Annotated in this window: 20 protein-coding genes; 11 read left to right on the top strand and 9 right to left on the bottom strand. The window is 53.2% G+C overall.

Annotation, left to right across the window (positions count from 1 at the left end):
• The first annotated feature begins 46 nt into the window (after positions 1 to 46).
• From F7231_RS04835 to cdaA, 4 genes are all read left to right on the top strand, one after another.
• A complete protein-coding gene (locus tag F7231_RS04835; RefSeq protein WP_166691088.1) occupies positions 47 to 1,015 on the top strand; it encodes a phosphoribosylaminoimidazolesuccinocarboxamide synthase in 969 nt (322 codons plus the stop codon).
• A gap of 18 nt (positions 1,016 to 1,033) precedes the next feature.
• Complete coding sequence (locus tag F7231_RS04830) at positions 1,034 to 1,453, top strand: STAS domain-containing protein (RefSeq protein ID WP_085414439.1); 420 nt, start codon at positions 1,034 to 1,036, stop codon at positions 1,451 to 1,453.
• Complete coding sequence (locus F7231_RS04825; protein ID WP_166691192.1) at positions 1,416 to 2,393, top strand: ribonuclease Z; 978 nt, start codon at positions 1,416 to 1,418, stop codon at positions 2,391 to 2,393. Before F7231_RS04830 ends, F7231_RS04825 begins: the two co-directional genes overlap by 38 nt.
• A gap of 87 nt (positions 2,394 to 2,480) precedes the next feature.
• A complete protein-coding gene (cdaA, locus tag F7231_RS04820; protein ID WP_085414441.1) occupies positions 2,481 to 3,284 on the top strand; it encodes a diadenylate cyclase CdaA in 804 nt (267 codons plus the stop codon).
• Positions 3,285 to 3,368: 84 nt separating this feature from the next.
• On the opposite strand, the gene F7231_RS04815 is transcribed toward cdaA, so the two are convergent.
• The gene (locus tag F7231_RS04815; RefSeq protein ID WP_085414442.1) at positions 3,369 to 3,776 is read right to left on the bottom strand and encodes a DUF4332 domain-containing protein; all 408 of its coding nucleotides are present in this window, start codon (positions 3,774 to 3,776) and stop codon (positions 3,369 to 3,371) included.
• 470 nt (positions 3,777 to 4,246) lie between these two features.
• Between F7231_RS04815 and F7231_RS04810 the strand changes: the two genes are divergently transcribed.
• The 5 genes from F7231_RS04810 to F7231_RS04790 all read left to right on the top strand — a co-directional run bounded on the left by F7231_RS04810 (position 4,247) and on the right by F7231_RS04790 (position 8,477).
• The gene (locus tag F7231_RS04810; RefSeq protein ID WP_085415256.1) at positions 4,247 to 5,908 is read left to right on the top strand and encodes a DEAD/DEAH box helicase; all 1,662 of its coding nucleotides are present in this window, start codon (positions 4,247 to 4,249) and stop codon (positions 5,906 to 5,908) included.
• A 121-nt stretch (positions 5,909 to 6,029) separates the two neighbouring features.
• On the top strand, positions 6,030 to 6,704 hold the full coding sequence (gene pnuC / locus F7231_RS04805; RefSeq protein ID WP_085414443.1) for a nicotinamide riboside transporter PnuC: 675 nt from the start codon (positions 6,030 to 6,032) through the stop codon (positions 6,702 to 6,704).
• 77 nt (positions 6,705 to 6,781) lie between these two features.
• Positions 6,782 to 7,180 carry a lipocalin family protein gene (locus F7231_RS04800; RefSeq protein WP_166691087.1) on the top strand — a complete coding sequence of 133 codons (399 nt, stop codon included), beginning with the start codon at positions 6,782 to 6,784 and terminating at the stop codon, positions 7,178 to 7,180.
• Complete coding sequence (locus tag F7231_RS04795) at positions 7,181 to 7,705, top strand: adenylyltransferase/cytidyltransferase family protein (RefSeq protein WP_166691086.1); 525 nt, start codon at positions 7,181 to 7,183, stop codon at positions 7,703 to 7,705.
• A gap of 169 nt (positions 7,706 to 7,874) precedes the next feature.
• A complete protein-coding gene (locus F7231_RS04790) occupies positions 7,875 to 8,477 on the top strand; it encodes a hypothetical protein (protein ID WP_166691085.1) in 603 nt (200 codons plus the stop codon).
• 27 nt (positions 8,478 to 8,504) lie between these two features.
• On the opposite strand, the gene F7231_RS04785 is transcribed toward F7231_RS04790, so the two are convergent.
• Positions 8,505 to 9,137: a DUF2306 domain-containing protein gene (locus F7231_RS04785; RefSeq protein WP_166691084.1), complete on the bottom strand. Its 633-nt coding sequence runs from the start codon at positions 9,135 to 9,137 to the stop codon at positions 8,505 to 8,507.
• 345 nt (positions 9,138 to 9,482) lie between these two features.
• On the opposite strand from F7231_RS04785, the gene F7231_RS04780 reads away from it, so the two are divergent.
• Positions 9,483 to 10,337 carry an SDR family oxidoreductase gene (locus F7231_RS04780; RefSeq protein WP_085414447.1) on the top strand — a complete coding sequence of 285 codons (855 nt, stop codon included), beginning with the start codon at positions 9,483 to 9,485 and terminating at the stop codon, positions 10,335 to 10,337.
• Positions 10,338 to 10,437: 100 nt separating this feature from the next.
• Positions 10,438 to 11,301 carry an SDR family oxidoreductase gene (locus tag F7231_RS04775; RefSeq protein ID WP_085414448.1) on the top strand — a complete coding sequence of 288 codons (864 nt, stop codon included), beginning with the start codon at positions 10,438 to 10,440 and terminating at the stop codon, positions 11,299 to 11,301.
• Positions 11,302 to 11,390: 89 nt separating this feature from the next.
• On the opposite strand, the gene F7231_RS04770 is transcribed toward F7231_RS04775, so the two are convergent.
• The 7 genes from F7231_RS04770 to F7231_RS04745 all read right to left on the bottom strand — a co-directional run bounded on the left by F7231_RS04770 (position 11,391) and on the right by F7231_RS04745 (position 20,603).
• Positions 11,391 to 13,106: a tetratricopeptide repeat protein gene (locus F7231_RS04770; protein ID WP_166691083.1), complete on the bottom strand. Its 1,716-nt coding sequence runs from the start codon at positions 13,104 to 13,106 to the stop codon at positions 11,391 to 11,393.
• 141 nt (positions 13,107 to 13,247) lie between these two features.
• Entirely contained in the window at positions 13,248 to 13,469 is a 222-nt protein-coding gene (locus F7231_RS04765) for a copper chaperone (RefSeq protein WP_166691082.1), read from the bottom strand.
• 18 nt (positions 13,470 to 13,487) lie between these two features.
• Positions 13,488 to 13,613, bottom strand: coding sequence for a hypothetical protein (locus tag F7231_RS27575; RefSeq protein WP_262889634.1), 126 nt, complete (start codon positions 13,611 to 13,613; stop codon positions 13,488 to 13,490).
• 172 nt (positions 13,614 to 13,785) lie between these two features.
• A complete protein-coding gene (locus F7231_RS04760; RefSeq protein WP_166691081.1) occupies positions 13,786 to 15,150 on the bottom strand; it encodes a sensor histidine kinase in 1,365 nt (454 codons plus the stop codon).
• Between the two features lie 33 nt (positions 15,151 to 15,183).
• Complete coding sequence (locus tag F7231_RS04755; RefSeq protein WP_166691080.1) at positions 15,184 to 15,864, bottom strand: response regulator transcription factor; 681 nt, start codon at positions 15,862 to 15,864, stop codon at positions 15,184 to 15,186.
• Positions 15,865 to 15,952: 88 nt separating this feature from the next.
• Positions 15,953 to 17,425, bottom strand: a complete 1,473-nt coding sequence (locus tag F7231_RS04750) for a TolC family protein (protein ID WP_166691079.1) — start codon at positions 17,423 to 17,425, stop codon at positions 15,953 to 15,955.
• Positions 17,397 to 20,603 (bottom strand): efflux RND transporter permease subunit, encoded by a 3,207-nt coding sequence (locus tag F7231_RS04745; protein WP_166691078.1) that lies wholly within the window; start codon positions 20,601 to 20,603, stop codon positions 17,397 to 17,399. The genes F7231_RS04750 and F7231_RS04745 overlap by 29 nt, the downstream gene beginning before the upstream one ends.
• Between the last annotated feature and the right edge of the window lie 15 nt (positions 20,604 to 20,618).

Here is a 20,618-nt window from a genome sequence, read left to right as displayed (position 1 = left end):
AACTTTCCCGACTTTGGATTTCTTTTGACTTACGACTTCCTTTTCTATGCCTGCTATTCAGGAAACCCATTTCAACTTTCCCGGCCAAACCGGCTACTACAAGGGTAAAGTTCGCGACGTGTACTCGTTTGCCAATCACCCCGGCGGCCCCCTGCTGGTAATGATCGCATCTGACCGGATTTCGGCTTTTGATGTGGTCTTGCCACGGCCAATCCCCTACAAAGGACAAGTACTGAATCAGACGGCAGCGCATTTTCTGGCGGCCACCGCCGATATTGTGCCCAACTGGCTGATCGACGTACCTGATCCGAATGTGAGCGCAGGCCGGGCCTGCGAGCCGTATCCGGTCGAGATGGTGGTGCGGGGATACCTGGCCGGCCATGCCTGGCGTACCTACCGCGATGGGGGCCGTGAGCTATGCGGCGTTACCCTGCCCGACGGTCTACGGGAAAGCGAGCAGTTGCCCCAGCCGATCATTACGCCAACGACCAAGGCGCACGAGGGCCACGACGAAGATATTTCGCGCGAGGCCATCATTGACGGTGGCCTGGTGAGTGAAGCCGAGTACGTTCAGTTGGAGCAATACGCGCTGGCGTTGTTTGCGCGGGGTAGCCAGATGGCCCGCGAACGGGGCCTGATCCTGGTCGACACCAAGTATGAATTTGGCCGGATTGGTGACACCATTTACCTGATCGATGAAGTGCATACGCCCGATTCGAGCCGGTATTACTACGTCGACGGGTATGCTGAACGGCTGGCGTCGGGTGAAGCGCAGAAACAATTGTCGAAAGAATTCGTTAGAGAATGGCTTATTGCTAATAACTTTCAGGGGAAAGACGGGCAAACGATTCCGCCAATGAGCGACGAATGGATTGATCAGATTTCGGCCCGTTACATTGAGCTCTATGAAACCGTGACCGGGCAGGCGTTTAACTCAACCGGTGGAGGTGATGCCAATGCCCGCGTTGAAGCCGCCATTCAGGCTTACTTGGATAAAAGTGTTCGTACTAATTAAAAAAACGCATCAGAATAAATGGAGTTTAGTATCGAGAAGACGGAACGGTACGCCCTGCTTCGCGCCAGTGAAGGGCAATTTACGGGAGAAGCACCCGCCCAGTTTGAAACCACAGCACGGAGCCTGTTTCGTGAAGGATTCAGCCGCCTGATTGTTGATCTGGCCACCATCCGGACCGTCGATGACAGCGGCGTAATGGCTATCCGGAAGATCAACCGGCAATGTAGCAATGAGTTGGGCCTGCTGGTTCTGGTAACCAAAGATGATGACCTGACGGATTTTCTGTACGAGACCAACATTGCGGATCTCACAATTTTACCCACGGTGGAAGAAGCAATCGACGCCGTGTTCATGAACGAATTAGAAAACGATTTCGGTAGCGGAGCCGACGACGAGTATGATGGAGAGTTGGACGAAAGCTTCGAGCCAGAACGTTGACCATCCGGTTGCTGACAAGCCATCGGCGGTACCTTTTGCCGTGACAATTTTAGGTTCAGGGTCGGCCTCGCCCGCCCTGGACCGCCACCAGACGGCTCAGTTGGTGACCTACAGCAATGATCATTTCCTGATCGACTGTGGCGAAGGCACGCAATACCGGCTCATCGAGCAGCGTGCCCGGCCCAGTCGGTTGAAGTACATTTTCATTAGCCACCTCCACGGCGACCATTATTTTGGGTTGATGCCGCTGCTGTCGAGCCTGAATATGGGCGGAAGGACCGAAGACCTGTACCTTTTCGGTCCGCACGGCCTCGACGAAATCATCACTACTACGTTTCGTGTCTCGAACGGACAGTTTTTCTTTCCCCTCCATTTCCAGGCGGTCGATGCGCACCAGCCCGCACAACTGCTTGACCTGCCCAACCTGACCGTCGAAAGCATTCCGCTCGATCACGGCATTGGCTGCACTGGTTTCCTGTTTCGTGAAAAACAGCCCAAGCCGAAGTTACTCCGCGAAAAGCTCCCCGCCGACATACCTGTTAGTGTACTGAAAGCGCTGAAAGAAGGTCTCGATGTGCTCGACGAAGCAGGACAACCCCTTTTTCTGGCTACCGATTACACAACTCCCGGCCCCAAACCACGGGCGTATGCCTACTGCTCAGATACCCGGTATAATGAACGGATCATCGAGCAAATACAGGGAGTTGACCTGCTGTACCACGAAGCCACCTTCCGCGACGACAACGGGCTGCGAGCCTCTGAGGTGCACCATTGCACTGCCCGACAGGCCGGCCAACTGGCTCAGAAAGCCAATGTTGGTCAGTTGCTTATCGGACACTTTTCATCACGTTACAAGGTGTTCGACGAGTTTCTGGTTGAGGCGCAGGATGAGTTTCCAGCCACCGAACTGGCCATTGAAGGTCAATCGTTTACCGTATAAACTGACTACACACGAAGGTTTTGTCGTGTTGAGCAGTCAATCGTTGTATCTTGGCCGGTCAATTTGTTCCCTCAGTTCCGTTTCTTCATGCTCGTTTTTCGCCTTGGCTTCCTTGATGTCGGCTGGCTCGATCTGCTCGATATAACAGTTGTTGCTCTACTGCTGTACCAGATTTACAACTTAGTGCGTGGCAGCGTTGCCAGCCGGGTCTTCGTAGGCTATCTGTTGGTTTACCTGTTCTATCTGGTCGCTAAGGCGCTGGGATTGAACCTATTGACCACCATTCTGGAGTATTTTATCAGCGTTGGTGCGCTGGCCCTAATCATTATTTTTCAACAGGAGATTCGCCGTTTTTTATTGCTGATCGGAAAATCGACTAACATTGGCAACAACCGCTGGGTACGCCGGTGGCTACTTCGACAGATTGATACGCCCGAGCCTATCACGCCCATTCGCCCCGTACTCGACGCCTGCAAAATGCTGGCCGCAGAGTTTGCCGGCGGGCTGCTGGTTATTCAGCGCAACGATGACCTGTCGAAAATAGCCGAAACCGGCGAGCGGATCGATTCCGAAGTTTCAAAACCATTATTACTGGCCATCTTTAATCAATATAGCCCACTACACGATGGTGCTGTGCTTATCGGCGAGGGGCGTATTCAGGCAGCGCGCTGTATTTTACCCGTTTCCGACGATTCTGAACTGCCAACTACCCTGGGTTTCCGGCATCGCGCTGCTATCGGTATGAGCGAAGCAACAGATGCAGCCGTGATTGCTATATCGGAAGAAACCGGCCGTTTATCACTAGCCACCAATGGGCAACTCGATTTAAATCTGAGCTTGCACGACCTGGAAGAACGACTGATAAAATACTTAGCCAGACCCTTAGCCTAACTCAATAAAAAAGGGGGCCGAAGTTATTTCGACCCCCTTTTTTATTGAGTAGAATAACGCTGGCTTCAACCAACGAAATGCTGATCAGTATTCCAGCATGGGTGGCAGATTTTTTGCCTGCTCAACGAAACCAGCCACCTGATCGGCAGAGGGTGGCCGTTGAGTTAGTTGACGTATGCTATTAATTTCCACAAGTTTTGCGTGCAGGTTTTCAGGCACGCGTTTCGACAGTTCTTTCACCGTATCAACGCCGGCCTCTTCCATCAGATCGCTGTAAACGCGACCAATACCTTTAATACGGGCTAAATCAGCACGGTTAGCTAATTCCAGGATAATTGATTTGTCAATACCGATAGTTTCAGCCAGTTCTTTACGCCCTTTCGGCGTGCGAGTCGCTTCCAGTAATGTGTCTGAATCGATAAGACCCTGGGCCTTTAACAAATTAGTCAAGGTATCGTTGATGCCCTTTAATTCACCAAGAGTTAGGCTCATAGTAGTTATGGGTAAATAGTAGGTGGAACGCCACTGACTTATTCGTCAGCTTGTATGCTATAAATTAACGTAATAAGTATCTACGCCTGATTGCATTGAGTAGAAATTTTTTTTGAACGGTAAAACTTTCGGGGTGCATACGGACAAAAAGTTCGGCCCACTCAGAAAACGTTTTCGGCTCGGTCGCCTCGAACACGCTTGCATCTATTTTTTTGCTTGTCAAATACTCCGTAAACGTCATTGATTCGTTGATTTACCAGGTTCAATAGCCGTAAATGTAGCAAAAAAGGCTAACCCTGCCTGTGGATGGACTCAGGTTGGCCGAACGGGTTTTTGGCTATCTTTGTTTCATTATCAAGCGGTTGCTGACCAGGGAAAACAAGGTCAGCCGATCATTCACTTTACAAGCTGTTACCTTGACATTCCAGGATTTTAACCTCCACGACGACCTGCGGTCGGGTGTTGAGGCCATGAATTACAAACAGGCTACGCCCATTCAGGAGCAGGCCATCCCCCTTATTCAGGAAGGCAAAGACCTGATCGCCTGCGCCCAGACGGGCACTGGCAAAACGGCAGCATTCCTTATTCCGCTCCTCGATAAGATTGCCCACGCTGAGCACGACCATACCAGCACGCTGGTGCTGGTACCAACGCGTGAACTGGCTAAACAGATCGACGACCAGGTAGAAGGGTTCAGCTACTTCGTGTCGGCTACGAGCATTGCCATTTACGGTGGCGGCAAAGGCGACGACTGGGATAAGCAACGAAAAGCCCTTGAAACCGGCGCCGATATTATCATTGCCACACCCGGCCGGCTTATTGCACACATGCAGATGGGGTACGTTAACTTCGATAAGTTGAACTACCTGGTGCTGGATGAAGCCGACAAGATGCTCGACATGGGGTTTTCAGATGACATTCTGAAAATCGTTGATTCGCTGCCAAAAGAGCGGCAAACGCTGCTGTTTTCGGCTACCATGCCCGCCAAAATCAAAACCCTTGCCAGCAAGCTGCTGACGTCGCCTGAAGAAATTCGGCTGTCTGTATCCAAGCCAGCGGCGGGCATCGATCAGCAGATTTATCTGGCCAAAGATCATCAGAAGCTTCCCCTCCTCGAACACCTGATGGGTACTATGGACGTGAAAAGCATGGTACTCTTTACCTCTCGAAAATCGGAAGTGAACGCCATTGTGCGGGCACTGGCCAAGCGTGGGTACGTTGCCAAAGGCATCAGCTCGGACTTGGAACAGGAAGAGCGCGAAGTAGTACTACGGGAGTTCAAGAATAAGCAGCTTCAGATTATTGTGGCCACTGACGTACTCTCGCGGGGTATCGACGTCGACAATATTACCCACGTAGTGAACTACGACGTGCCCCGCGATGCGGAAGACTATGTGCACCGAATTGGCCGGACCGCACGGGCCGCCACAACCGGAACGGCAATCACGTTTGTGAACGAAGCCGACATGAACAAGCTGGGCCGCATTGAAAAACTGATTGAACGTAAGCTCGACCGCCTGTCAATCACCGAAGAGCTTGGCTATGGCCCCGGCCCGGTGGCTGGAGTTCGCGACGAGCCAGGGCCCTTCGACCGGGGTCGCAGCAACGGACGCGGTGGTCGGGATGCGGGCCGGAACGGACGTGGCAACGGCAGAAGCGGTGACGGTAACCGGAACGGGCGCTCAGACCGTCCGGCTGGCGAACGGACACCACGTCCCCAACCAGCATCGGCTGTCGCCGACGTACCTGTAGCCGATAGCGAATCGACGCCAACAACGCTGGCAGACGGCACTGCGGCTCCACGACCAGAACGTGATCCTAATCGCCGGAACAACCGCCGGAAGCGCGGGCCACGTCCAGACGGCGAAAAGGCGGCGCTTGTTCCCGCCGGTGACGGTACGCCTGTAGACGGGGTGTCGCCAACAGGTGATACGCAGCCTGTCTCCGTTGCGGGCGAGGCAACTAAACCACGGCGGAAGAAGCGTCGGCGGGGCCGTTCGAAGGAAGGCGTATCTGGCGAAGGTGTCACTGCATCACCCGACTCGGCTGCTGTTGAAGCGGCTGCTCCCCAGGTAGCTCCTGAAGCCGCCGTTTCTTTCGCCCCTATCTCTACCTGGCGCGAAATCGATTAACTCACTTCGCGTACCATAAAAGGCTTGCTGATTGATGCCCTATCGTAGAGATGGGCGTTAGTCAGCAAGCCTTTTGCTTTTTATCACGCAACTTTGGGGCTGAAACACCGCTTTTCCCGACATGCCCGATATCCTCGACATTCAAAACATCTTTTTCACGCTCTGGGGATACCCAATGAGTTACCTGGAATTTGCCGGGGTAGTCATTGGCGGCGTAGCGGTAGTGCTGTCGGCCAGGGCGAACATCTGGAGCTGGCCCATCGGGGCGGTAAGCGTCACTCTCTACTTCTTTCTGTTTTACCAGATTCAGCTCTACCCCGATATGTTTCTGCAGGTATTTTTCCTGATCACCAACATACAGGGTTGGTGGCGCTGGACCCACCCGCGCCCCGGCGAAGAAGACCGGCATCTGGAATTAAGAATAAGTCGCATGCCTCGTCGGCAGGTAATCACCTGGTCGGCAGCGGGCTTATTGGGTACGTTGATGCTGGGGATGTTTGCTCAGAATCTGCACCGCATGCTGCCCCTGGTGTTTAATCAGCCCAGCGCCTTCCCCTACCTCGACTCATTCACCACCGTGATGAGCATCGTGGCCACGTACATGATGATTCAGAAACGTGTGGAATGCTGGTACGTCTGGCTGTTCATAGACGCTATCCTGACGTACATGTATTTCATTAAAGGCGTGAAAGTAGTGTCGATCGAATACGGCATCTTCTGCCTGATTGCGCTACAGGGCGCTTACCTCTGGACACGTGAGTATAACAGTTACCCGGTCAAGTCGGCCACCAGCTAAATTAGACACATTTGGCTTGCAACCGTGCCGGCAACGTTGGGGTCTACGCTATCGCTACTTATACCATTTTTATACATATGAAATTGACGCTACTTCCCCTGTTGTTTTTAATGATGGCCTGTTCGAAACAGGATAATGTACCTGCCAATACCCTGGTGGGCACATGGCGGCTGGTTTCTTACTGCAACCCTGTAAGCCCAACCAACTGCACGCCGACTACCGTCCCCTCTGGCAAAGGTGTTTTTGTGACCTTTACCAGCGATGGCACATTTACTGAAACCTACGAGAATTCTAAATACGAAGGCTATGGTTTTCTGGGGTGTCAGGGCGGTTATTCGATAGAGAAGGACGACGTGCGCATCATAACCGGCTGCATGTCGTCGACGGGTGGCAAGCTAGTCAGGCTGGTTTCTGTAGACGCCAGCCAGCTGGTGCTGAATCCAAACGGAACAGGCAACTACGTCTTTACCCGGTAGATGATAACTGGCCTTGTTTTTGGCAAATTCATGCCCGTTCATGCGGGGCATCTCGCGCTCATTGACTTTGCCCGCCAGCAATGCGACCAGTTGATTGTCTCGATGAGTTACACCGCTACTGATCCGATCCCGGCAAGCGTCCGTTTTGGCTGGCTCACTGAACTGCTGGCTCCCTACCCTACCATTACCGTAGTAGCGGAGGTCGATGACTTTCATGATCCTACACTTCCCCTGTGGGAAGCAACAAAGAGCTGGGCCATGTTTATCAAAAAGCGGTTTCCGACGGTAAGCGTATTCTTTGCCTCTGAAACGTACGGCCTGCCTCTGGCGCATCACAGCGGTCTACGCTACGTCGCGTTCGACCCAGCTCGTCAACAGGTGCCCATCTCGGCAACTCTGATCAGGCAGGACCCGGCTGGCAACTCGCATTTCCTTCCTGCTCTGGTAAAAGCCTACTTTACTGAACAGACTGCTACCAGCCTGCCTGACAAAGACTTGCCGGGTCTAAACCATCCCGATGAGTAAGCGACGATATAGGTAGTAGATTACGTTTTCCACCGGCTTAACACAACATACTTGTAAATACGGTCATTTGTTGACAATCGGCTGTTTAAGTCAATAAAACAGTTATCTTGTAAACAGCTGTGTCAATCGTCACGTTACACCTCTGGCTTCTTGTTAAACCGTTCGTCGTATGAAGCAAATCTCCCTGATTATCAGCTGTATATTCATTTCATTTCAAAGCTACGCCCAGGCACCATACATACCGGCGAAAAATGCCATTCAGCTTGGCACTGATTTTCTCGGCGTCGACCCCGCCAACGGACTTAAATACCGGCTGGCGATCGACTACAAGCGATACATGGCTCAGGATCGGATCGCGCTTGGCCTGTCAGTCGGGTTCATGAACAGTCAGCGCGAAACCGTTTTGATCCCTGATCTGGTTAGTGTAGGGAAAAACACCCGCCAGCGTGTCACCGTGGACATGACGGCGTCGTACAATCTGCTTCATTCGGTTCACCACGCCCTGCGTATCGGAGTTGGTCCATCAGCCTGGTACAGTAACGACGATCTGTTTGTAAAAATAGACCCCTATCCTGTTCCAACTGGCGCTCCTGTGTTCGCCTACGCCCAGCGCAACCAGACCGAAAGCTGGTCAATCGGTGGTCACGGTCTGCTCGACTACACGTATGCCCTCGCGCTGAATACACAGGTTAGTTTACATGCCGGCGCCGCATTGGTAGGGCCGTCGGGACTTGCTCCCCTGTTTGGCATGCGGGCTGGCTACCGCTTTTAACAACGGGCTTATTCTTCGTGCCGATGACTACGATTTGCCGGTTGCACCTGTCAGCTGATTACGAATCTGCTGCATAGCAGCGTACCACCCGCCGCCCCGTTCCGCTGGTGTCTGCTTCGCCGCAACAGGTTGAGTCAACGACCTGCTATTTTTTGCAATTACCCAGCCAGCTATGCTAAAAACGGCCATCGACGTACCCACGGTTGTCCACCAGAACAAGTGTGGTGGAAATAGGCGGTAGGTTGCTTCAACCACAAACGTAGCATACAAACTGGTGACCGACAGGCTCATGCCCAGGTAATGCCAGTTGAGCCAGTTACGCAGGTACGTCCGAAACCAAGCCGCCCCTACTCCACCGATCAATGCCAGCCAGCTAAATAGGGCGCCCCAGTGCACGATACCAAAGCGGCCAAACAGACGATAAATGCCAAAAGCGGTTGTCAAAACGACCATCATACTGGCTACATATGCGTAGCCTACGTGCTGGTGCCGGACAGTACCTTTTGGCATCAGGATCACCAGCGTACCCGTCAGCAGAGCCGTTATGGCGAAACCGATGTGGATCAGGCTGACGGGCGAGTGATTAATATCATCCATCGTGGGTTGTTGTTTACGTACCTGAACAACCCGGCCAGCCCGGTTGCGGTTAGGGCCACTCAATCGGTTAGCAGCGTCTTTCCGTACAAATCGTTGTGCGGTATGCCCAGGGTATATGCAGGCCGGTTAAGCGGGGAAAACAACAACTAACGCAACACTATGGAAAGCAAAGGTGATGGGCCACGCCGCTCACCCAATCCTGATCGTGGTTCCGCATTCCCCGTCTGGTCGTCCGGCAGATGATACCCACCAGATACGGCCTACCGTGAACTGATATCCTGCTAGAACCATACGCAACCTTGACCGGCAATTAGTCCACCATTTCAATAGATTTAACAAACAACCCATCCCTGTTCGGGCTTAGGGGTGTAGTGACTCAACGCGGCTTCGGGCCGATACGCAACGATTATGGAAAACAAGACGCCACCTCAACATCAGGACAAGCAACCTGGACTGGAGGCTAAAATGAACCCTGAGCCGAAATACATTCGGCATCTCTACAAAGGGTCTGAGAAACTGAAAGGCAAAATTGCCCTTATTACAGGGGGCGATTCGGGCATTGGCCGGGCAGTAGCGATTCACTTTGCCCGTGAAGGTGCCGATGTAGCCATTGTGTACACGCCGGAAGAAAGCGTAGACGCCCAAAAGACTAAAGACCTTGTAGAAGCTGAGGGCCAGGACTGTCTGCTGTTGAGCGGCGACCTGCGGCAGGAGTCGTTCTGCCAGCAGGTAGTCGACGATACAATTCGTGAATTTGGCCAGCTGAATATTCTGGTCAATAATGCTGGCGTACAGTACATACACAGCCAGTTCGAGCAGATTCGCGATGAAGACCTGCTGAAGACCTACGAGACGAATATCTATTCATTTTTCCGGGTCACGAAAGCAGCGGTTCCGCACCTCCATGAGGGAGACAGTATCATCAACACCACATCGGTGACCGCTTATCAGGGTCGGGCAGACTTGATCGATTATTCGTCGACGAAGGGGGCCATCATGACCTTCACCCGGGCGTTGTCGAGCAATCTGGCCGAGAAAAAGATTCGGGTCAATGGTGTAGCACCCGGCCCCATCTGGACACCCCTCATCCCGTCGTCGATGGATAGCAAAATGGTGGCTATGTTCGGACAGGACGTACCCATGAAACGCCCGGGCCAGCCTTCAGAGGTGGCACCAGCCTACGTATTCCTTGCCTCCGACGACGCCTCATATGTAACCGGAGCGGTATTGCACCCCAACGGTGGAACAATTATCAATGCTTAAACGGATTTGTGGTTTGTCGTTGCGCGGCTAACTCACGAGCCTGTCGGTTAGCAGCAAAACCATAAACGTCAAACAACACACTGCAAACCCATTCTACCTTATGGAAAATATGGAAATTGACGCCAAGCCCCAGCATCAGGATGCACAGCCGGGTTTGGAATATGAAATGGACCCCAAACCGATTTACATTCGGGAGTCGTACAAAGGGGCCGATAAATTATTGGATAAAGTAGCGCTCATCACGGGTGGTGACTCAGGTATTGGCCGGGCTATTTCGGTGCATTACGCCCGCGAGGGAGCCGATGTAGCTATGATTTACCACCCCCGCGAAGATCGGGATGCTCAGGAAACCAAACGCCTGGTAGAGGCCGAAGGCCGGAAATGCCTGCTTCTCCCCGGCGATTTGAAGCAGTTATCGTTTATCCGGGAAGCCGTTGGAAAAGTGCTCAGCACCTTCAAACGGATAAATATTCTGGTGAACAACGCGGCAAACCACGTCGAGCAAAAAGAGTTTGTGGGCATCACCGATCAGCAGATGCGCGAAACATTCGAGCTGAATATACTGGCAATGTTCCGGTTAACGAAAAACGTGCTGCCTCACATGCAGGCTTACGATTCGATTATCAATACCACGTCGGTGGTGTCGTATCGGGGTAGCGAAGCACTGATCGATTACGCAGCTACGAAAGGAGCCGTTACGTCATTTACGCGGTCGCTGTCGCAGAACATGGTTGATCGGGGTATTCGGGTAAACGCAGTAGCACCCGGCCCTATCTGGACACCCCTGATTGTAGCCACCAAATCGCCGGAAGAAGTGGCGGAGTTTGGACAGGACGTACCCCTGAAACGCCCCGGCCAGCCCGCCGAATTGGCCCCTGCCTACGTGTTTCTGGCTTCAGAAGACGCCAGCTATTTCACCGGTCAGGTAATCCATGTGAATGGCGGCGAGGTGGTGAACAGTTAAAACTACATGCAATAAACGAGAGCGGCTCTGCTTGGGTACCAAACGGTATTCCAGCAGAGCCGCTCTCGTTTATTGACGTGTAATCCTGACTACTTTTTAGCCGAATCAGCACCGCTTATCTGCGCTAATTCCTTATTTCCCGGAAAGAGTTCGAGTCCTTTCCTAATCCACTCGGCCCGGGCGGCATCATTCTTACTGACCAGTTCTTCGTGCGAAATCAGGTATTTGAAGCCCAGAATAAGGTCTTTTTCGTATCGCTTACGCTCGTCTTCCTTATCTGCTACCATCGTAATAAACTGCTCGTAATAAGGCTTCGCTTTACCATTGCGCACGGCCTCTTCGGGGACATAGGCATAATAGTTGGCTTTGGCCCGGTACAGCACCGTTGGGGCATAGTCGGGGGAGCCCTGTTGGGCTAGTGCCAGTGCCGAATCGGCCATGGCGAACCGGACCGTATCGCGCAGTAGTTTGCCGAGGCTGTCGCGGGCAAATCCCAGCGTATAGTTACTCATTCCATACCGGAACAGGTCCTGTACGTCGGCCTTGTAGCCGTGTTTGGCTGCTGAGTCGAGCGCAGCAACAGCCTGCGGGTGTTTTTTGGCCCGGTAATAAAATTTGGCAATGTCGCTGTACAGATTGTCCGTCGTATCAAACGGAGCCGCTTTCTCCAGGTACGCTATACCGACTGAATCGTTGGCAATTTTCAGCGAATCGGCACCGGGTACGTCCATACTCAGGTACGCCTGGCCTAAGTATTTATAATCGTCGGGGACAACCTTTTCGGGCGCTTTCGTCAGAAATGCACCAATGCTTTCGATCGCTTTCTGCGGCTGTTTCAGCGTTGAATACGACCAACCCTCAATTCGGTAAACAATTGGGTTTTGAGTTAGCGTTGCCCGGTTTTTATCGATAACATCAATTGCCTGCTGGTATTCTTTAGCCAGAAAGTGAAACTGGGCCGATCGCAACAGCATATCTGCCCGTCGATCGTTTGCGACTTGGATATACTGGTCTGTATAGCTGGCGGCCTCTTTATAGCGGTTTACCAGGTAATACAATTCGGCCAGTTGATTATATGCCGGAGCATAGTTTGCGTTAGCTTCAATGGCCTTTTTGTAGTTCTCAACGGCCAGATTCAGGTTGCGGCCCTGCCAGTAAATATCGCCAATGCGCTGATACACCCGCGACGCCTCCATACCCATTTCCAGGGCGCTTTCGTAACGCGCCACAGCCGTACCCCCGTCCTTGTTCAGGTAATACGCATCGCCCAGCGCCAGTTGAATAGCCCCGTCTTTTTTGTCGCGTTCGGCGGCTTTATTTAGGTACTCAATGGCTTTAGCGGCATCGACTATGTTCTCGTATACAGGCTTGACGCTACCATTAGCGGGACTCAGATACCCCGTGTAGGCCTCACCGATCCGGTACAGGATAGCGGCGTTCTTGCTCTTACTCTTTTTCAGCACCTCCGCTAGTTTCGGTTCAGCGTTGGCTTTATCGCCCTGCACGAGGTAGCTGAGTGCCACGCCTGTTTCGTTGAGCGGCACTCGCTTCTCGTCTATAGCCACTCCTTTTTCAAACCAGATGCGGGCCGAATCGGGCTGGCCGGCGCGCAGGTAGCCATACCCTGCCAGAAAATTAGACTCAGCCGTAGGCGTCTGCTGGGCGTTTCGGGTCAATAGCTGCTTGGCTTCGTTCAGGCGGCCCATACTCATCAGCGTGGTCGCGTCGAGCGCGGGGGTCTGAGCAGCCGCGGGCAAGGCGCTGGTCAGCGAGATCGCCGCCAGCAGAATCAGTTGCGTTTTCATACGTTGTTTGGGTTTACTGTCACGTTTAGCCTGGGGGGCTAAAATCCCCTACAGCCACAGGCAAACTACACGTGAGGTATAAGAACCTCCTTAACAGCGGCTTAGAATTCACTTAGAGAGTAAACTGCTGGCGTGGCTGGATCAGTGCAAAGGGACCAGTTCCGCTTCGTAGCCCGCATTCTGTACCACATGGATTACCAAGCCGGCAATGCGGTTATCGGTCGTCTGCACCGTTAGCAGGCTTGCTTCAGTTGTTTGGTCAATGTTCCAGCCGTCGATCTGCTCAATACCATTCAGCTCGGGTGACACGGCGGCAATTGCCTCGCTCGACAGAATATTCGTTTTAAAGTGTAAGGTTTCCATAAAGTATTCGAATGAAGTTCAGTGCGCTACAAACACAAACCAGCCAATAATGAGCGAGGTCAGGAACAGGACGCACACCATGATCACCAGCCAGTCGGGCCGACGGCGAGAAGGCTGGTTGACTCGCTTAGTACCTTTCTTCACTGTCGTTGCAGGCTGGATTGGCGGCGGTATTACTGGCGAATACCTGCGAGTGTATGGCTCGTTCGACATAAGCGAATAGGGTAGCGGATGAGTGCACGATTGCTATCCAAAAGTGGAAAACAGCTATTAGGAATAGCTGATAAACTCCTTAGAAAATCCTTAGATGTGAAAGCTAGCGGGGTAGATCCACCACGAAAACCGTAAGTGGTCCCGGCTCAGACGCACCTGTAACCTGCCCACCATGCAGGCGGACAATGCGGTCGACAAGCGACAGCCCCACCCCATAACCACGCAGGTCGGCGGTTTGGCGGCTTCGGTAAAAGGGCTGAAAAATATAGGGTAAGTCAGCCTCAGGAATGGGCTGGCCCGTGTTGCTGATCCGGATCCGCACACCGCTCCCGTCGAACCGGGTTTGCACCAGTGCCTGACCATCATCAGAAAATTTGCAAGCGTTTTCAACCAGATTTTTCAGGGCCGTTGCCAGTAACGTTCGGTTTCCCTGTATTGTCAATTGGTCAGGGTCATCGGGCAACGTACCCAGTTGTACCGTTACCTGATAGCGTACATTGATGGCCGCTACTTCATCGCGAACATCCCAAACCAGTTCATCGAGCCGAACTGTGTTGGTGAGTAAATTCGCGGCATCTTCCTGGTTCACCTGCGACAGTTGCAGCAGTTCATGCGTGAGGGCCGTTAGTTCACCCACATCATCCAGTACCGACCGAATCGTCTGCCGGTACGCTTCGGGCTCCCGCTGCTTCAACAAACTCACTTCCAGCTGCGACGAAATCTGCGTTAACGGATTCTTCAACTCGTGCGACACGTTGGCCACAAACATACGCTGCAACCGAAATGAATCGGCTACCCGGTCGAGCAGTTGATTGATTGTTGTGGACAACCGACTGATCTCGTCATCTTCGTTGCCTACAGCAAGCCGCTCTTCCTGGTTGCGCGGAAAAATGTCGCTCACCGTGCGGTCTATCTGTTGCATCGGGCGTAGTGCATCATCAGCAAATGCCCAACCCGACAGCGCAATTATGGCGGCAATCAGGCAGAATAACCCTGAAAGAGCCAGCAGTAGTCGGTGTAGAAACTCGTCACCATATTCATTTCGAGCGCTGGCAATCACCACATATGGCCCCGACGACGTTGTGAACCGAATGCCTGATACGTAGAATACACCCCGCCGAAAATCGTTACGGCGTTCGTCCCGAACAGTTGCCAACTCGGCTTTCGTCAAAAAAATAGCCGGTGATTCATTCGTGGCAAAAACAACTGAATCGCGTTTATCATACACCACGATTTCCTGCTGGGGCAACTGATCTTTCCGCAACCGGCCCAATTGCCGGATCAACTGAGCATCTACCCGGTGCCTGATCAGCAGTTCAGCGGTAGTCATCGCCTTTCGGTCGAGCCGGCGATAGAAATCGAGCGAAATAAAATACCAGCAAAACGCGTAAATGCTCACAAACGTCAGCAGTAAGATGCTGGATACCAATCCCGTAAAGCGTAGCGTCAGGCGGTTACGAATGGTCATGTACTACAGTGGCTCTTCTTCTACGCAGTTGGCTTATTCCTCTTCTCTCAACACGTACCCCATACCAAACTGGGTGTGAATCAGTTTCTTGGAAAAATTCTTATCGATCTTTTTCCGGAGGTAGTTGATATACACTTCTACGACATTGGTGCCCGTATCGAAGTTTACATCCCACACGTGTTCGGCAATGGCGGGTTTAGACAGCACACGCCCCTGGTTGCGCATCAGAAATTCGAGCAGCGCAAACTCCCGGGCGGTTAACTCGATTGATTGGCCTTCGCGGGTGACAGTCTTGGCATCCAGATTCATTTCAATGCCCCCGTACCAGAGTGTCTGAGCGGTCATCGACACCTGCGTGCCGCGCTTGGTCAGGGAACGTACCCGGGCCAGCAGTTCGGCAAACTGGAAGGGCTTGGTCAGGTACTGGTCGGCCCCAGAATCGAAGCCCATGACTTTATCGTCACTTTCACCCAGTGCCGTCAGCATCAGAATAGGCGTGGTCAGCCCTTCGGCACGAAGCTGGCGGCAGAGTTCATAGCCGTTCAAACCCGGCAGAATCAGGTCGGTGATGATGGCGGCGTAGTTATTTTTCAGCGCCAGCCGCTTCGCCAGTAGCCCGTCGTAGGCAATGTCTACCTCGAACTGGCTTTCTTCCAGCCCCTGCTGAATAGCTTGCAGGGTTTTGGGCTCGTCTTCAATTACCAACAGTTTCATACGCGAAGTTTAAAAGTTGCCCTACCAACATACTGGGCCTTGTAGCATAACCAGCCTGATCGGCTTTAGTCACTAAACAACTACTTGCCTACTCCCAGCCACCACCCAGGGACCGGTACAAATCAGTGAGGGCCAGGTACTGCGCCCGCTTGGTGTTGATCAGGGCCAGCTCGGCTTCAAGCACACTTCGCTGCGCCGTTATTACTTCCAGGTAAGACGCATAGCCACTGGCGAACAGATCATTTGAGGTAGACACGGCCTTGCCCAGCACTGCCACTTCCTGCGCCTGAAAATCGGCGACTGCCCGGTAATTCTCTACGCCCCGCAAACCCGTAACGACCTCGCTGAAACCCGTTTGAATCGTTTGCCGATACCGGTAAAAAGCTTCCTGACTCTGCGCCACCGACTGCTGGTAGTTAGCTTTCAGGAAACGGCGGTTGAACACCGGGGCCGTTAGTCCACCCAGAACACCGGCAGCAATAGAGCCCGGATTAAACAGCACCCCCGCCCTGAAGGCATTCAAACCCACATAGGCCGATAGGTTCAGCGACGGCAGAAACTCGGCCCGCACCACCTCTATATCCACGTTGGTGGCGGCCAGCTCCAACTCGGCTTGCCTGATGTCGGGTCGGCGAGTCAGAAATTGGGCAGGAAGCCCCGCCAGCACCACTCCTGCCAGCTTGCGCTGCTGGAGCGACGTACCCCGCCGAATAGGTTGCGGATACCGACCCAATAACCGGTTCAGTTGATTTTCGGCCTCTACGATTTGCTGAAGTACCTGCCCACGGCGACCCTGCGTGTTCAGGAGCTGCGCTGTAAACTGCTGTACCGCCAGTTCTGTTACCCGTCCCGCCTGCTTCTGCACCCGTACCAACTCGACTGCCCGTTGCTGGTACTCAATATTTTCCTGAATGATCTCCAACTCGCCATCCAGTGCCAGCAGGTCGTAGTAATAGCGGGCCACCTCAGCCACCAACCCCGTAATGACCGCGTGGCGCCCTTTCTCAGAGGCTAGCAGGCGCAGGTACGCTGCCTTTCGCCGATTGCGAAGCTTCCCCCAGATGTCGACCTCCCAATTGCTGCGTGCACCCAGAAAAAAGTCGGGGGTCGGGTTGGGAATGAGCAAGTTGCCCCGAATGTTGTCCGACAGGTTGGTGTCAAAATTACCCACGCCATTCAACGTGTTGCGACCATAGCGATCTACCCCGGCCGACGCCACCGCGTTGACCGTCGGAGCCAGATAGCCCCGGCTGTAGTCGAAGGCGGCGCGGGCGATTTCGATACGCTGGGTCGCAATCCGCAAATCCAGATTCCCACCCAGGGCCGTGTCGATGAGCTGCACCAGATACGGATCGTCGAAAAAAGTGCGCCAGCTCTGATTGGCAATACTGGCCGAATCGGATGTGCCCGCCGACGTACCTGCAAATGAAACCGGAACGGTGGGCGAAGCCGGAGCTGGCAGGGGTTTGTACAGGTGACACCCACTTAGCAACGCCGAAGACATGATCGCCAGACCACAAAGCCGGACTAGTTTACGATTGAAGAACTGCACCTTTAGCATGATTTTGTGTGGATACAGAAACGGGCTCATGCAGGGTGTGGTCCTGCTCATTACCCGCTGTAGGTTTTTTCTTGACACGTTCGGCCAGTTTGGCAAACACAACGTACAGGCCAGGTACCAGCACCAGGCCAAACACGGTGCCTGTAAACATACCGCCCGCTGCCGCCGTCCCGATAGAGCGGTTACCAATAGCACCCGCGCCCGTTGCCATACACAGCGGGATAAGACCGGCAATAAAGGCGAGGGAGGTCATCAGAATGGGACGTAGCCGCGACACAGCCCCCTCCATGGCCGCTTTCACGATGGGCAACCCTTCTTTCTGCCGCTGATTGGCAAACTCAACAATCAGAATGGCATTTTTCCCAAGTAGTCCGATGAGCATCACCAGTGCTACTTGTGCATATATATTGTTCTGCAATCCAGCTAGTTGCAGAAAGAAGAACGACCCGAATATGCCCGTTGGCAGCGACAGAATAACGGGTAATGGGAGAAAGATGCTCTCATACTGGGCCACCAGCAGCAGGTACACGAAAATGAGACAGATGCCAAATATGTAGATGGCCTGGTCGCCCGACAGGATTTCTTCTCGCGTCATACCCGACCACTCGTACGTGTAGCCACGGGGCAGCGTACTGGCGGCCACCTCCTGTATGGCGTTGATGGCATCGCCACTGCTGTAGCCCGGTGCCGCATCACCGTTGATCATGGCTGAGGTGTACATGTTGTAGCGCGTAAGCTGTTCGGGGCCATACACCCGTTCCAGTCGCACAAAGTTGGAGTAAGGCACCATCTCACCCTGATCGTTCTTTACGCGCATATTTAGCACGTCTTCGGGTTTGGTGCGGTATTCGGGAGCGGCCTGTACCATCACCTTATACATTTGACCAAACCGGATGAAGTTCGATGCATAGTAACTACCCATCAGCGTTTGCAACGTACCCATTGCGTTATCCACCGATACGCCTTTCTGAGACGCCTTTTCCTGGTCGACGTGCAACATATACTGCGGGAAACTAGGGTCGAAACTGGTAAATGCGTTACCCACTTCTGGGCGTTTTTTCAGGGCAGCAATGAAGTCTTTAGCCACCTTAGCCGTTTTCAGCAGGTCACCACTTTTCCCACGATCAAGCAGCCGAAGCTCGAAACCACTGGAGTTACCAAAACCCGGAACCGTTGGCGGCGGGAAAAACTGAATGCTGGCATCAGTTACTACGCTGGTCTTTTCTTCAAGCTGTTTTATCAGCGCCTGCATCGACATAGTCCGCTCTTCCCAGGGGGCCAGGTTAATCATGCCCATGCCATACGAAGCTCCCGCCCCGTCGGTCATTAGGCTGAATCCCGCCAGTGTCGAAATATTTTCGACGCCCGGCAGGTCAGAGGCGATAGCCTCAATCTCATCCATCACCTTCTCGGTACGGTCAACGGTAGCACCCGACGGAGTGGTTACGTTAATGTAGATCATTCCCTGATCTTCGGTTGGAATAAAACCGGCGGGCAATAGGGTATTTACACCCCAGGTAGCAACCACAAACAAACCAAGCGCCACCCAGGTAATCACGCCCCGGTTAATGACCTTGCTGAGCAATGTCTGGTACCTGCCCGCCAGCGATTCATAGCCCCGGTTGAAACGGGCGAAGAACCGATCCAGCCACCCTTTTTTCTGGCCTTCCTGATGCGGACGCAGTAGAATAGCACAGAGTGCGGGCGTTAGCGTTAGGGCGTTAACCCCGGAAATGACAATTGAAATAGCCAGCGTCAGCGAGAACTGCCGGTAAAAAATCCCCACGGGGCCCGTCATAAAGGCAACCGGGATGAACACCGCCGACATCACCAGCGTGATCGCCACAATGGCACCGGCAATTTCGCTCATGGCACCCAGCGTAGCGGGCATAGCAGGCAGGTGTTCGGCTTCCATCTTCGCGTGAACGGCTTCCACCACCACAATGGCATTATCGACCACAATACCAATGGCCAGCACCAGGGCGAAGAGCGTGAGCAGGTTAATTGAAAAACCGATCATGCTCATGAACGCGAACGTACCCACCAGTGCAACCGGCACCGCCAACGCGCAGATCAGCGTAGAACGCCAGTCCTGCAAAAACAAAAACACGATGATAAACACTAGAATGAATGCCTCGATCAGTGTTTTCACCACCTCATGAATCGACGCATCCAGGAAACGCGACACGTCGTAGGCATAGTTGTAGGTAATGTCGGACGGAAATGAGGTTTCTTTCAATTCGGCCATCCGTTTCTTCACGTTGGCAATAACCTCACTGGCATTTGAGCCGGGGCGTTGTTTCAGCATGATCGCCGCCGAAGGACGCCCATCGGTTTTCGATAGGACACCATAATCCAGCGACCCAAATTCAACATCGGCTACATCTTTCAGGCGTAGAAACGACCCATCGGGATTGGCCCGCAACACAATGTTTTCGTACTGAGCTGGCTCAAAAAACTTGCCCGTGTACCGCAATACGTATTGAAGTACCTGCGGATCCCGGTTGGCACTCTCCCCCGCTTTACCGGGTGCCGCCTCCACGTTTTGCTTGCGAATACCGGCAATTACCTCATCGGCCGATACTTCATAGGCTGTCATCCGATCAGGCTTCAGCCACACCCGCATCGAATAATCACGCGAGCCCATGATCATCGCCAGACCCACCCCGTCAATCCGTTTCAGCTCGGCCAGGATGTTGATATCGGCGAAATTGTAGATGAATTTTTCGTCTACCGTGGGGTCATCGCTCATGACGTTGAGGTAAAGCAGCATACTGTTCACCTCCTTCTCGGTCACTACCCCGGCCTTGATCACCTCCTCGGGCAATTCGTCGAGCACCGTCGTCACCCGGTTTTGCACGTTTACGGCGGCCAGTTCAGGGTCTGTTCCCACTTCAAAAAAGACCTGAATCAGAGTTGACCCATCGTTACTCGAGATGGAAGACATATAGGTCATACCGGGCACCCCGTTGATAGCCCGCTCGAGGGGCGTAGCCACGGCTTTGGCGCAAACCTCAGCGTTGGCACCCGTGTACTTGGTTGTTACCGTAACCGATGGCGGCACAATCTCCGGAAACTGCGTTACGGGAAGCCCCGTCAGGGCCAGCACACCCAATAATACAATCAACACCGAGATAACTCCCGACAGTAATGGCCTCTTTATGAAAGTATTGAACATAGATAACGTGGTCTA

It is taken from the genome of Fibrivirga algicola (assembly GCF_011742925.1).
GTDB classification, from domain to species: domain Bacteria; phylum Bacteroidota; class Bacteroidia; order Cytophagales; family Spirosomataceae; genus Fibrella; species Fibrella algicola.
This window is presented reverse-complemented; position numbering and strand designations above follow the sequence as displayed.

Coding starts and splice junctions, on each gene's coding strand:
- F7231_RS04835 (WP_166691088.1), top strand. CDS start 47: ATGCCTGCTATTCAGGAAACCCATTTCAACTTTCCCGGCCAAACCGGC.
- F7231_RS04830 (WP_085414439.1), top strand. CDS start 1,034: ATGGAGTTTAGTATCGAGAAGACGGAACGGTACGCCCTGCTTCGCGCC.
- F7231_RS04825 (WP_166691192.1), top strand. CDS start 1,416: ATGGAGAGTTGGACGAAAGCTTCGAGCCAGAACGTTGACCATCCGGTT.
- cdaA (WP_085414441.1), top strand. CDS start 2,481: ATGCTCGTTTTTCGCCTTGGCTTCCTTGATGTCGGCTGGCTCGATCTG.
- F7231_RS04815 (WP_085414442.1), bottom strand. CDS start 3,776: ATGAGCCTAACTCTTGGTGAATTAAAGGGCATCAACGATACCTTGACT.
- F7231_RS04810 (WP_085415256.1), top strand. CDS start 4,247: ATGAATTACAAACAGGCTACGCCCATTCAGGAGCAGGCCATCCCCCTT.
- pnuC (WP_085414443.1), top strand. CDS start 6,030: ATGCCCGATATCCTCGACATTCAAAACATCTTTTTCACGCTCTGGGGA.
- F7231_RS04800 (WP_166691087.1), top strand. CDS start 6,782: ATGAAATTGACGCTACTTCCCCTGTTGTTTTTAATGATGGCCTGTTCG.
- F7231_RS04795 (WP_166691086.1), top strand. CDS start 7,181: ATGATAACTGGCCTTGTTTTTGGCAAATTCATGCCCGTTCATGCGGGG.
- F7231_RS04790 (WP_166691085.1), top strand. CDS start 7,875: ATGAAGCAAATCTCCCTGATTATCAGCTGTATATTCATTTCATTTCAA.
- F7231_RS04780 (WP_085414447.1), top strand. CDS start 9,483: ATGGAAAACAAGACGCCACCTCAACATCAGGACAAGCAACCTGGACTG.
- F7231_RS04775 (WP_085414448.1), top strand. CDS start 10,438: ATGGAAAATATGGAAATTGACGCCAAGCCCCAGCATCAGGATGCACAG.
- F7231_RS04770 (WP_166691083.1), bottom strand. CDS start 13,106: ATGAAAACGCAACTGATTCTGCTGGCGGCGATCTCGCTGACCAGCGCC.
- F7231_RS04765 (WP_166691082.1), bottom strand. CDS start 13,469: ATGGAAACCTTACACTTTAAAACGAATATTCTGTCGAGCGAGGCAATT.
- F7231_RS04760 (WP_166691081.1), bottom strand. CDS start 15,150: ATGACCATTCGTAACCGCCTGACGCTACGCTTTACGGGATTGGTATCC.
- F7231_RS04755 (WP_166691080.1), bottom strand. CDS start 15,864: ATGAAACTGTTGGTAATTGAAGACGAGCCCAAAACCCTGCAAGCTATT.
- F7231_RS04750 (WP_166691079.1), bottom strand. CDS start 17,425: ATGCTAAAGGTGCAGTTCTTCAATCGTAAACTAGTCCGGCTTTGTGGT.
- F7231_RS04745 (WP_166691078.1), bottom strand. CDS start 20,603: ATGTTCAATACTTTCATAAAGAGGCCATTACTGTCGGGAGTTATCTCG.